Raw genomic sequence first — 10710 nt, 5'->3', positions numbered from 1 at the left:
AACAACGCGTTCTGCGGGCATAAGGGGCCGTCGCTCCGCTCAGGATGACACGCTTTTTCCTACCTAACACTCTACATCTTATTGTTCCATGGCTTCACCTTTTAATAATATTTTGGCCTTTTGGTCAGGATTATTGAACGACGTGCGCTCTGGCAGTAGGTTTGTGAAGTGAATGTGAACTAAACATAGCCCGTTTGCTTTGTTCGGGCAACTCACCTCGATTTTTCACGGCGTTTCTAACTCTTTTGATCCATGCCGATCCTCATTTTCTTCGTTGCCCACTATTATCTGTCGCTGTTCACGCAGACGTTTTACCTGCACCGGTATGCGGCGCACAAGATGTTCACAATGAACAAGTTCTGGGAGAAGTTCTTCTTCCTGTTCACGTACATCTGCCAGGGCTCGTCGTTCCTGTCGCCGCGTGCCTATGCGCTGCTGCACCGTATGCACCATGCCTTCTCCGACACGGAGCTGGACCCGCACTCACCGCTCTACTCGTCGAACGCTTTCACGATGATGTGGAAAACCAAGAATATTTACAACGAAGTGCTCAATCGCAACTACGAGCTGGCGGAGCGCTTCGAAGGCAATTATCCTGAGTGGCGCCTGATCGAGAAAATCGGTGATTCTTGGATGTCGCGCCTGGGCTGGGGCACGGCCTATGTGCTGTTCTACATCAACTTTGCTACGGCTTGGTGGATGTACCTGCTCCTACCCCTGCACTTCCTGATGGGTCCGTTGCACGGTGCTATTGTGAACTGGGGCGGCCATAAGTACGGCTACCAGAACTTCGACAACCACGACCATTCCAAGAATACGCTGGCGCTGGACTTCCTGGCTTTCGGTGAGTTGTTCCAGAACAACCACCACAAACTGCCCATGCGTGTCAACTTCGGTGTGAAGTGGTGGGAGTTTGACCCTACCTACATGTTCATCTGGACGCTGGATAAGGCTCGCATTATCAAAATCAAGCGCAAAACACCTACTAGAAGCAAACTGCGCGTTGCCGCTTAGTGCGTTGTTACCTTCCCTGAAAAGGCTGCTACTGTCTGGTAGTGGCCTTTTCTTTTGTGTTGATTACGAGGCAATAGCCATTATACTACAGACGTAGAATCTATTTCGGCGCAATACTTTTCAATCTGCAAAATCTGTGAGTACCTTTGCGCCTCACTTTCAACCAGACGCACGAGTTGCGTCGCTTAACCAACCCGGTTTATGGCAGTTAAAATCCGCCTCGCCCGCCGCGGCCGTAAAAAGGCCGCTCAGTTTGACATCGTAGTAGCCGACGCCCGCGCTCCCCGCGACGGCCGTTTCATTGAGAAGCTCGGCACATACGACCCCAACACTAACCCTGCCAGCATCAACTTCGACGGCGACAAAGCTTTCGATTGGATCATGAAGGGCGCTCAGCCTACCGACACGGTTCGGGCTATGCTTTCGTACCGTGGTGTGCTCTACCGCAAGCACCTGCAACTTGGCGTAATCAAAGGCGCCATCTCGCAGGAAACTGCCGACCAGCGCTACAACGAGTGGATGGAGCAGAAGAACGCCAAGATTGAGGACAAGCGCACGAGCCTGGGTACTGCCCAAGCCGAGAAGCGTCAGGCTCAACTAGCTGCCGAAACCAAAGTGCGTGAAGCGCGTGCTGAGGCTATCCGTCAGCGTCAGGCTGCCGCTGCTGCTGCCGCCGCTCCTGCTGTTGAGGCAGAAGCTTCGGAAGCAACTGAAGCTGCTGCCGAAACCACAGAAGAAGCTGGCGCCTAATTGCCCGCTGCTACGTAGGTAAAAGTCGGAAGGCTTGGAAGAAGGTGATGACGGGCTTTCCCGCGTAACCTTCCTTCTAAGCCTTCTGCTTTTTACGTTTAGCCCTTTCTTATGAATCTCGACGAATATTATCAGCTAGGCACCGTGGTGAAGCCCCACGGCCTACGCGGCATGGTGGTGGCTTTTCTGGACGTAGACGACGTGAACGACTACCGCAAGCTGAAAGCGGTGTGGTTGGCTCTACCTGCTACTCCCAACCAGCCCCAGGAATACGCCGTGGAGCGTGTGCAGCCTCAAACCGCCGATCGGGTGTTGCTGAAGCTAAAGGACATTGAGCGGGTAGAAGATGCCGAGCCGCTCCGCAATGCCGTCCTCTACCGCCCGCTGGCCGATTTGCCCCAGCTGGAGGAAGACCAGTTCTACTTCCACGATGTAATAGGTTACACAGTAGTAGACGCAAATCTGGGCGAATTGGGTATTGTGGAAGCCTTTTACGAGCTTCCGCAACAGGATGTCATGGGTATGCGCTACAAAGAGCAGGAGGTGCTTATTCCGGTGGCCGACGAGCTCATCTCCCGCGCCGACCAAGCCACCAAGAAGCTCTACGTAAACCTGCCCGAAGGGCTACTCGATATTTACCTGGGTTCTTAGCTCAGCTTAGCTGATGGCTATTGACTTTCTACTAAAGCGAAAGCCATCAGCTAACCGCCAATTCATTCATCATGCGTATCGATATTGTCACCTGCCAACCCGAGTTACTGACGAGTCCTTTTGCCTATTCCATCGTGAAGCGGGCGCAGGAGAAGGGATTGGCAGAGTTGCACGTGCACGATTTGCGGCGCTACGCCATCAACAAGCACGGCCAAATCGACGACTACGTATTTGGCGGTGGTGCGGGCATGGTGCTGCGTGTGGAGCCCATTGCGGCGTGCTTTGATGAATTGATGGCCCAGCGCTCCTACGATGCTATCATTTATCTCACGCCTGATGGTGAAACCTTACGTCAGCCGTTGGTCAACCGTTTGTCGTTGGGTGAGAACCTGCTGCTGCTCTGCGGCCACTACAAGGGCGTTGATGAGCGCATCCGGCAGGAATACATCACCCACGAAATCAGCATTGGCGACTATGTGCTAAGTGGCGGCGAGCTAGGTGCGGCGGTACTGGTAGACGCCGTGGTGCGTCTGCTGCCGGGCGTGCTCGGCAACGAAGAATCGGCTCTTAGCGACTCTTTCCAAGACAACCTGCTAGCGCCGCCCGTATATACCCGGCCGGCCGAGTGGCGCGGACATTCTGTGCCCGATATCTTGCTTTCCGGCAATACCCCACGCGTGGAAGAGTGGCGGCACGAACAAGCGTTAGCCCGCACCCAGCAGCGCCGGCCCGATTTATTGAATTAAATGATTGAATTGTTAAACGATTGAATAGCTACTCAGCGAAAAGGTGAGTTGTTGGTTTGCCTATTGAATGGCAAAACAGCCAATCACACAGCATTTCAACCATTTAACAAATCAGTCATTTATCCTCCATACTTGCAATCTTCAAAATAGAGGGCTATATTTGCGCCTCTTTACCCGAAACCTAGCCGGACGGCGGCGCCGTCCATTTGATTTTTTTTCAGTCATGAGCGTACTACTCGATTTTATCCAGCAGGAATCCCAGGAGCGCCGCGCCAGCTTCCCCGTTTTCGCCGCCGGCGACACCATCAACGTCCACGTGAAAATCCGCGAGGGCAACAAGGAACGCGTTCAGCAGTTCCAGGGCGTAGTAATTCAGCGCAAGAACGCCAGCTCGAACGGCGAGACGTTCACGGTGCGTAAAATCTCGAACCAGATCGGTACCGAGCGTATTTTCCCGCTGTTGTCGCCCAACATTGAGAAGATTGAGCTGATCCGTCGTGGTAAAGTACGTCGTGCTCGTCTGTTCTACCTGCGTGGCCTGTCGGGCAAAGCTGCTCGTATCAAGGAGCGCCGCATGAAATAAGACGTGCTTGTATAGCATCCATAAAAAAGCCTACCCTTTGCGGGGTAGGCTTTTTTATTGGGCTTGCACCAACTATTTATTGGTAGCCGAATCTTCTGCCAGGTCTTGTGCGGGCGTGTTCTCGTTGCTCTGCACTTGCTTGCTAGCTGATAGCAGCGCCTCGCCTAATTTTGTCACGCGCTCGGCTGTGTTAGGATTTTCGGCAAATACAGCTGCCTTCACCGTATTTTCGCCTAAGCGATTAAGTAGGCGCTTGATGATGCTTTTATCGAGCGTGCCCGAGCCGAAATGGGCTTTCAAATCCTGTAAGTCCGTAACAATCTGGTGAAATTCGGGATTGTCTGCATCCTTTATATCTTGAATCCAGTTCTGGAGCGTGTTGTCCAGGCCGGCGCGGTTGGCTTCTTCCTGCAAATCAGAATTCAGGATTTTGGTAGAGCCGTCCAAGTGGTTTTGGTGCTGAGTATCGCTTTTGGGTTCTTTATGAAAAGACATGGGTTGTAGGCGTTATGCTGCCAAGGCAGCAGGTGGAAAGTGCTTATGCAAACGCGACTGGTAGGGAAAGGTTGGGGTACTGTAGTTGAGCAGTATTCCGTAAACTTGACCTTCTTCGCTTGCCAAATGGCTACCCACCATTTCCTACCCTTTGCCTATGCGCCTACCCCTTCTTTCTTTGCTTTTGGGCACGCTGAACCTGTTATGCAGTTGCCGCACCGACTACGCCGACCTCCCCACCTTTTCCACTGAGCATCACCTGTTGCAAGCCGTAGTCGAAATTCCGGCTGGCACCAACCACATACAACAGTACGACCCCACCACGCGCACCTTCCGCAAAGTGCAGCGCGCTGGCACCGACCGCATGGTGGAGTTCCTCCCCTACCCCGGTAATCTGGCCTTTGTGCCCGGTACCCATACTACTCCTACCAAACGCCACCCCCACGGCCAGCCCCTCGCTGCGCTTATCCTGGCTGAAAGCCAACCGACTGGCACTGTGTTGGAGATTTTGCCCGTGGCGCTATTGCGGCTCGATGAGGGCGGTATACCCCGGCAGGTACTCCTGGCAGTGCCCGCACGCCCGAGTCTGCGCATTTTACCTGGCGCTACTACATGGGCAGCAATACAGCGAGACTACCCCCATGTGCGGCCAATGCTGGAGCAGTGGTTCCGGCAAACGGGCACCGCCGCCGGGAGCGTGCGCGTAGCTGGCTGGAAGGATGAGCAGTTTGCGCAACAACAGGTACAAGAAGCTAGGTATTAAGAATCGTACTCTCATGCAAGGGCAACAAAAAACCCCGCCTGGTTAGGCGGGGTTCTCATATTCTTACGTAGCACTAGCTTACTCCAGCTTGTTCATGCGGTCTTTCACTGCTTCCAGTGCTACGCGCATATTCACAATGTCGGCGCGGGCAGCTTCCTGCTCTTTCAGGTTGATGTCTACCTGGTTATTGAGGTTCAGCAGCTCGGCGGCGTTTTGCGCCAACTGCTGCTGAATCTCTATTTTCTTCGCTTTGTTCTTTTCAATATCTTTCTTGATGTTGTCCTGCTTGGAAATTACCGCGCTGTGGTTGTTTTGCGAAGCCAAAAGTGCTTTCTCAGCCTCCTGCACCTGCACGGCCAAGTCTTGGCGATAAAGCATGCGGGCAAACGTCTTTAGATAATCCTCCGAGGCTTTCCACTGCGCTGGGGTCGACTCTTTGCTGAGGTAGGCGTTGCCTAGGTCGACAGACCACCACACAGCGGTACCAGTCGGTGCAGCATCTACCTTGCTGATCACGCGAATAGGTGTTTTGGATATTTCCTCAATCACTACGCCGTCGAGGGTGTAAATACCCTTGTCGTTTTTCAGCTTGCTACCAAACTTTTCGTTTAATTGTTTGGCCCAGGCATCTTCCACCCGCTTGTTGTCCAACTGCACTGTTACGCGTTGGCCTTTGCGGGGAATGCCTTTCACAGCCATTTCCGTTTCATCTACGGGCGAGCGTTGAGCATAGCCCGTAACGGTCAAAGCCAATAGCAAGAAAGAGAGAAGTAGGCTTCGTTTCATATGCGGCAAAGTATGTTGAAATGAAGAGGTTTCAGTATTGTAAACGTGGTTATTAGCTATTTTAACTGACCAAATCTAACCTCCTCTACTACTACAAATGCTACGCCACAATTGATTTTTTCAGTGATTCTTGAATTTTGTTCAATAAATACTATAGCATATTATTTAACTGCCAAAAACAATTCAACTCTAATCTTATCAGCACTTTTTGTTCGCCATTTGCTTTTTTACTATTGGCCAAGCAGCCCAAAACTTCTACTACTCCCACCGGTTGTACCTATCCTATGCAAGTCACAGTTTGCCGCACAGAGCATTTCAACGCCGCGCATCGTTTATATAACGCTACCTGGAGCGACGAGCAAAACCAACAGGTTTTTGGCGCGTGCAACAACCCACACTACCACGGGCACAACTACGAGCTTACCGTGCGCCTGCGCGGTGCGGTGGACCCCGAAACCGGGTATGTGTATGATATGAAGGATCTGAGCCAGCTATTGAAACGCGAGATTCTGGGTATCTTTGACCATCGAAACCTTAACCTGGATGTGGCAGAGTTCAGCCACCTCAATCCTACGGCCGAAAACATTGCCGTTGTTATCTGGAATCGGCTGCGCCCGCACCTCGCCGCTGACCTGCACCTGTCGGTAACGCTCTACGAAACCGACCGCAACTTTGTAGAATATCATGGACAACTTTAACCCGACGGAGCCGGTTTCGTCCCACTCCGCCGGCCCCGATACCCACCTGGCACCCGAGCTGCGCACCCCCCTGCGCGACGATGCCTTTGCGCTGACCGACGAAACAAAAATTGACGCTATTGCCGGTCATTTCCGCGAGATTATGCACTTGCTGGGCCTCGACCTCACCGACGACAGCCTGAAAGGCACGCCCCAGCGGGTAGCAAAAATGTACGTGCAGGAGTGGTTTCGGGGGCTAGACCCTCTGCATCGTCCTGAAGTGCGTTTGTTCGAGAATCGTTATAACTATCAGCAGATGCTGGTAGAGCGCGACATTACGGTTTTCTCGTGCTGCGAGCATCATTTTGTGCCCATCATTGGTAAAGCCCACGTGGCCTACCTACCCGGTGAACATGTGGTAGGGCTATCTAAGCTCAACCGAGTGGTGCAATATTATGCCCGCCGCCCGCAGGTGCAGGAGCGCCTTACGCGCCAGATTGCCGAGGAACTAAAGAATGCGCTACACACCGATGATGTGGCGGTGCTCATTGAAGCCGACCACCTGTGCGTGATGAGCCGGGGCGTGAACGACACCAGCAGCGGTACGCTCACGGCCGAGTACGGCGGCGCCTTTGGCCAGGATGCCCAATTGCGTCAGGAGTTTCTGCGCCTGATTGGCAAGTAAGCCGGCATCCTCGTTGCCAATTACAGCCTATGGATTAGCTTGCGGCTGTCGGGCGGCTACAACTCTGCCGCTCGACAGCCGTTTGTTTGTATCACGACCCTTCCTTACACTCTGCAATTCCCTTCTGCATGTCGCGAAAAGTACTCATCTCGGGCGGCACTGGCCTGATTGGCACCCGACTGGCCGAAATGCTGATTGATGCTGGCTACGAAGTGGCGCTACTGAGCCGCGAGGCCCACGCCGAGCGGTTCCGCCGCTTTCATTGGGACCCTCGCCACGACGATATCGACGAAAACGCTGTTCCCTATGCTGATTACGTGATTAACCTGGCCGGGGCCAGCGTGTCGGATGGAAAGTGGACGGATGAGCGAAAGAAGGAGATTATTGATAGCCGCTTGCAGGGCACCAACCTGCTGGCCCGTACCCTGGCCCGCGACAACCACCGCGTACAGACGTTTCTATCGGCTTCGGCCATCGGCATCTACGGCGACCAGGGTAGCGACACAGTAGACGAGAACTTCCCCCCCGACCCCGACGACTTTTTGGCTGAAGTGGCCCGGCAGTGGGAAACAGCAGCCCAGCGCGTGCAGGCCTTGGGCATTCGTACGGTTGTTATTCGCATTGGCATTGTGTTGAGCGCCGACGGCGGCGCCCTACCCGCTATTGCCAAGCCCACCAAGTTAGGCGCGGGCGCACCACTGGGTTCGGGCAAGCAGTATATGTCCTGGATTCACATTGATGATCTGTGCCGCCTGTTCATCCAAGCCATGGAGGAAAACGAGTGGCGCGGTGTCTACAACGGCGTGGCGCCTCACCCCGTCACCAACCGCGAGTTCACCGAAACACTGGCCGAGGTACTGCACCGCCCCTTAGTACTTCCCAAAGTACCCGCCTTCGGCCTGAAACTGCTAATGGGTGAGATGAGCGAGATTGTGCTAGCCTCCCAGCGCGTAAGCGCCGATAAGGTATTGCAACACGGCTTTCAGTTTGAGTATCCGCACTTGCAAGAGGCGCTGGAAGAGATTTACGAGCCGGAGGAGTAAGACCTAGATAAATAAAAAAGACCGTCATTTCTGCGCTAGAAATGACGGTCTTTTTTTGATTTATGGAGGATGCTACAAACTATCCGGCACGCTACTCCTACCAGAATTAATCTGATCCAACAGGTTGTCAATCCGTAGCGAGTCCACGGCTTCGCGCTGGCGGCGGGGGGCTTCCGTCACGCACTGGTACTTCTTGTTAATCTTGACCGTGGGCTTTGGAAACGGCCCCATTTTGTAGTCCAGTTCCTTGTCCTGATAGACTTTCTCCATGTAGAGGCCGAAAATGGGCAGGGCCATGCGGCCGCCTTCGCCCTGCTCGGAATGCAGGAAGTGGATGCTGCGGTCCTCGCCGCCTACCCATACGCCGGTTACGAGGTCCTTGGTGACGCCCATATACCAGCCATCGGAATAGTTGGAGGTAGTGCCAGTTTTACCGCCAATCTGGTTGTTGTTTTTCCAGAGTTCGTAATCCCACAGGGCCTGTGAGGTGCCACCGGGCTCTTCCATACCCCCGCGCAACATATACGTCATCAGCCAGGCAGTTTCAGCCGAAATAACCCGTTTCTGGCGCGGATCGAACTGGGCAATGACGTTGCCGTTGCGGTCCTCGATGCGCGTAATCAGGCGCGGCTCAGGGCGGAAGCCCTGGTTCACGAAGGTGCTATAGGCATTCACCATCTCGTACACGCTCACATCGCCCCCCGAGCCCAAGCCAATGCTGGGCACACCCAGCAGCTTGCTCCGGATGCCTACCTTATGCGCGTACTCGGCTACCTTATCCCAGCCCACCAACTCCGTGAGCTGGGCCGTTACGGAGTTCACGGAGCGTGCCATGGCGTAGCGGAGCGTCATATTTATGCCGGTGTAGGAGCGCGTCACGTTGTCGGGCTTCCATTCCATGGGCTTGCCGTCTTCCACGTATTTAATGGTGATGCGCTCATCCCGAATTCGGTCGCAGGGCGCATAGCCGTTGTCGAGGGCCGTGAGGTAGACGAAGGGCTTGAACGTGGAGCCCGCCTGGCGCTTGCCCTGCTTTACATGGTCATACTGGAAAAAGCGGTAATCGAGGCCGCCTACCCAGGCTTTCACCTGACCGGTGAAGGGGTCCATGGTCATCATGCCGGCCTGCAAAAAGTGCTTGTAGTAAGCCAGAGAATCCAGCGGCGAGAGTACCAGCGTGGTGTCCTTGTCGCCCTTCCAGGTGAACACTTTCATGGGCCGCTTGGCGTGCAAAGCCGAATCTAGACGGGCGGGTTGACCTTTGAACTGCGCGGCCAGCATCTTGTACTGCTGGGTGCGCTTCATCTGGGTTTCAATGAAATCCGGAATCTCCTTGCCCTTTTCGTTCACCCAAGGATTCTGATTGCGGTTGCGCCAGAATGCGTCGAAGCGCCGTTGCAAATTCTTCATGTGCTTTTCCACCGCATACTCCGCATGCTCCTGCATGCGCGAGTCGATGGTGCTGTACACACGCAGGCCGTCGCGGTAGAGGTCGTAGCCGTTTTGCTCGCACCACGTGTTCAGCGCCTGGCTGATGGCCCCCCGGAAATAGGTAGACGGCCCATCGATGTGGCGCTCCACGTGGTATTGCAGCGCAATAGGCAGCTCTTGCAGAGAATCGGCGGCAGCGGGTCGCAGAAAGCCCGCCTGCCCCATGCGCGTAAGCACCAAGTTGCGGCGCTTAAGAGCCGCTTCGGGGTGAAAGCGGGGGTTGAAGGCAGTAGGGTTGTTGAGCAGGCCTACCAGCATGGCCGCTTCCTGGGGCGCCAGGCTATCGGGCGAGGTGCTGAAAAAGGTTTTAGCTGCTACCTTGATACCGAAGGCATTGGAGCCATACTCCACGGTATTGAGGTACATGCGCAGAATTTCTTCTTTGGTATAGCGCTTTTCCAGCTCTACAGCCGTCAGCCATTCCTTGGTTTTGCTGATGATAGTGCTTACGCCGGGAATGTGGCCCAGGCCGCCGCGAGTTTCGCCGCGGCGGGTTTTGTAGAGGTTCTTGGCGAGCTGCTGGGTGATGGTGGAGCCGCCGCCGCTGCGGGTGTCGCCGCTGAGCACGCCCGCAACGGCGCGGGCCAAGGCGGTGGCATCAATGCCGGAGTGCTCGTAGAAACGCACGTCCTCGGTAGCAATGAGAGCTTTGATAAGCAAAGGCGAAATCTTATTATACGCTACCGGCGAACGGTTTTCGCGGAAGTACGTGCCCATCAGCACGCCATCGGACGAGTACAGCTCCGAGGCTTGCTCTACTTTGGGATCTTCTAGCTCCTCCAGGCTTGGCGACTTCCCAAACAAAAACAGGAAGTTGGTGCTCACTAAAATAGGATACAGCAGAAATACGCCTACCCCGATGATGAACAGCGCCCACATAAAGCGCGACAAGCGGTTGGGCCAACGGCGGCGAGGCGGGGCAGAAGCAGAATTCTCTTGTTTCGGAAGGTCGGGAGCGGACATGCGGAGCGCGTTGGGACCGGCCCGCGCAACGGGTAGGGGCCTGGCAGGAACAAATATACCAGA

General features: G+C 54.6%; 12 protein-coding genes. 9 read left to right on the top strand and 3 right to left on the bottom strand.

Annotated elements, in window-relative coordinates; translation table 11 throughout:
• Window positions 1–252 precede the first annotated feature (252 nt).
• The 5 genes from J4D97_RS18670 to rplS all read left to right on the top strand — a co-directional run bounded on the left by J4D97_RS18670 (window position 253) and on the right by rplS (window position 3744).
• Window positions 253–1014: an acyl-CoA desaturase gene (locus tag J4D97_RS18670; RefSeq protein WP_208308897.1), complete on the top strand. Its 762-nt coding sequence runs from the start codon at window positions 253–255 to the stop codon at window positions 1012–1014.
• Window positions 1015–1215: 201 nt separating this feature from the next.
• The gene (locus tag J4D97_RS18665) at window positions 1216–1764 is read left to right on the top strand and encodes a 30S ribosomal protein S16 (protein ID WP_208308896.1); all 549 of its coding nucleotides are present in this window, start codon (window positions 1216–1218) and stop codon (window positions 1762–1764) included.
• A gap of 111 nt (window positions 1765–1875) precedes the next feature.
• On the top strand, window positions 1876–2415 hold the full coding sequence (gene rimM, locus J4D97_RS18660; RefSeq protein WP_208308895.1) for a ribosome maturation factor RimM: 540 nt from the start codon (window positions 1876–1878) through the stop codon (window positions 2413–2415).
• A gap of 71 nt (window positions 2416–2486) precedes the next feature.
• Window positions 2487–3161, top strand: coding sequence for a tRNA (guanosine(37)-N1)-methyltransferase TrmD (trmD, locus tag J4D97_RS18655; RefSeq protein ID WP_208308894.1), 675 nt, complete (start codon window positions 2487–2489; stop codon window positions 3159–3161).
• A 223-nt stretch (window positions 3162–3384) separates the two neighbouring features.
• Window positions 3385–3744, top strand: a complete 360-nt coding sequence (gene rplS, locus J4D97_RS18650; protein ID WP_185281119.1) for a 50S ribosomal protein L19 — start codon at window positions 3385–3387, stop codon at window positions 3742–3744.
• Window positions 3745–3816: 72 nt separating this feature from the next.
• Here rplS and J4D97_RS18645 read toward each other — a convergent pair whose 3' ends face one another.
• Entirely contained in the window at window positions 3817–4239 is a 423-nt protein-coding gene (locus J4D97_RS18645; protein ID WP_208308893.1) for a hypothetical protein, read from the bottom strand.
• Between the two features lie 157 nt (window positions 4240–4396).
• Between J4D97_RS18645 and J4D97_RS18640 the strand changes: the two genes are divergently transcribed.
• Complete coding sequence (locus tag J4D97_RS18640; RefSeq protein ID WP_208308892.1) at window positions 4397–5002, top strand: inorganic diphosphatase; 606 nt, start codon at window positions 4397–4399, stop codon at window positions 5000–5002.
• Between the two features lie 78 nt (window positions 5003–5080).
• Here the strand turns inward: J4D97_RS18640 and J4D97_RS18635 are convergent, their stop codons facing one another.
• Window positions 5081–5788 (bottom strand): hypothetical protein, encoded by a 708-nt coding sequence (locus J4D97_RS18635; protein WP_208308891.1) that lies wholly within the window; start codon window positions 5786–5788, stop codon window positions 5081–5083.
• A gap of 284 nt (window positions 5789–6072) precedes the next feature.
• Between J4D97_RS18635 and J4D97_RS18630 the strand changes: the two genes are divergently transcribed.
• From J4D97_RS18630 to J4D97_RS18620, 3 genes are all read left to right on the top strand, one after another.
• Window positions 6073–6486, top strand: coding sequence for a 6-pyruvoyl trahydropterin synthase family protein (locus J4D97_RS18630; RefSeq protein ID WP_208308890.1), 414 nt, complete (start codon window positions 6073–6075; stop codon window positions 6484–6486).
• Window positions 6473–7150 (top strand): GTP cyclohydrolase I FolE, encoded by a 678-nt coding sequence (gene folE / locus J4D97_RS18625; protein WP_208308889.1) that lies wholly within the window; start codon window positions 6473–6475, stop codon window positions 7148–7150. Before J4D97_RS18630 ends, folE begins: the two co-directional genes overlap by 14 nt.
• Window positions 7151–7278: 128 nt before the next feature.
• Window positions 7279–8193 carry a TIGR01777 family oxidoreductase gene (locus J4D97_RS18620; RefSeq protein ID WP_185281126.1) on the top strand — a complete coding sequence of 305 codons (915 nt, stop codon included), beginning with the start codon at window positions 7279–7281 and terminating at the stop codon, window positions 8191–8193.
• Between the two features lie 72 nt (window positions 8194–8265).
• Here the strand turns inward: J4D97_RS18620 and J4D97_RS18615 are convergent, their stop codons facing one another.
• Window positions 8266–10647: a penicillin-binding protein 1A gene (locus J4D97_RS18615; protein WP_243900402.1), complete on the bottom strand. Its 2382-nt coding sequence runs from the start codon at window positions 10645–10647 to the stop codon at window positions 8266–8268.
• Between the last annotated feature and the right edge of the window lie 63 nt (window positions 10648–10710).

Source organism: Hymenobacter defluvii (assembly GCF_017589435.1).
Classification (GTDB): Bacteria; Bacteroidota; Bacteroidia; order Cytophagales; family Hymenobacteraceae; genus Hymenobacter; species Hymenobacter profundi.
Note: the sequence above shows the minus strand (reverse complement) of the source record. Positions and strands in the feature narration are given on the sequence as shown.

Excerpts from the sequence above, each read along its gene's own strand:
- J4D97_RS18635 (WP_208308891.1), bottom strand. The coding sequence starts at position 5,788 with ATGAAACGAAGCCTACTTCTCTCTTTCTTGCTATTGGCTTTGACCGTT.
- J4D97_RS18630 (WP_208308890.1), top strand. The coding sequence starts at position 6,073 with ATGCAAGTCACAGTTTGCCGCACAGAGCATTTCAACGCCGCGCATCGT.
- rplS (WP_185281119.1), top strand. The coding sequence starts at position 3,385 with ATGAGCGTACTACTCGATTTTATCCAGCAGGAATCCCAGGAGCGCCGC.
- J4D97_RS18670 (WP_208308897.1), top strand. The coding sequence starts at position 253 with ATGCCGATCCTCATTTTCTTCGTTGCCCACTATTATCTGTCGCTGTTC.
- J4D97_RS18645 (WP_208308893.1), bottom strand. The coding sequence starts at position 4,239 with ATGTCTTTTCATAAAGAACCCAAAAGCGATACTCAGCACCAAAACCAC.
- trmD (WP_208308894.1), top strand. The coding sequence starts at position 2,487 with ATGCGTATCGATATTGTCACCTGCCAACCCGAGTTACTGACGAGTCCT.
- rimM (WP_208308895.1), top strand. The coding sequence starts at position 1,876 with ATGAATCTCGACGAATATTATCAGCTAGGCACCGTGGTGAAGCCCCAC.
- J4D97_RS18665 (WP_208308896.1), top strand. The coding sequence starts at position 1,216 with ATGGCAGTTAAAATCCGCCTCGCCCGCCGCGGCCGTAAAAAGGCCGCT.
- J4D97_RS18615 (WP_243900402.1), bottom strand. The coding sequence starts at position 10,647 with ATGTCCGCTCCCGACCTTCCGAAACAAGAGAATTCTGCTTCTGCCCCG.
- J4D97_RS18620 (WP_185281126.1), top strand. The coding sequence starts at position 7,279 with ATGTCGCGAAAAGTACTCATCTCGGGCGGCACTGGCCTGATTGGCACC.
- J4D97_RS18640 (WP_208308892.1), top strand. The coding sequence starts at position 4,397 with ATGCGCCTACCCCTTCTTTCTTTGCTTTTGGGCACGCTGAACCTGTTA.
- folE (WP_208308889.1), top strand. The coding sequence starts at position 6,473 with ATGGACAACTTTAACCCGACGGAGCCGGTTTCGTCCCACTCCGCCGGC.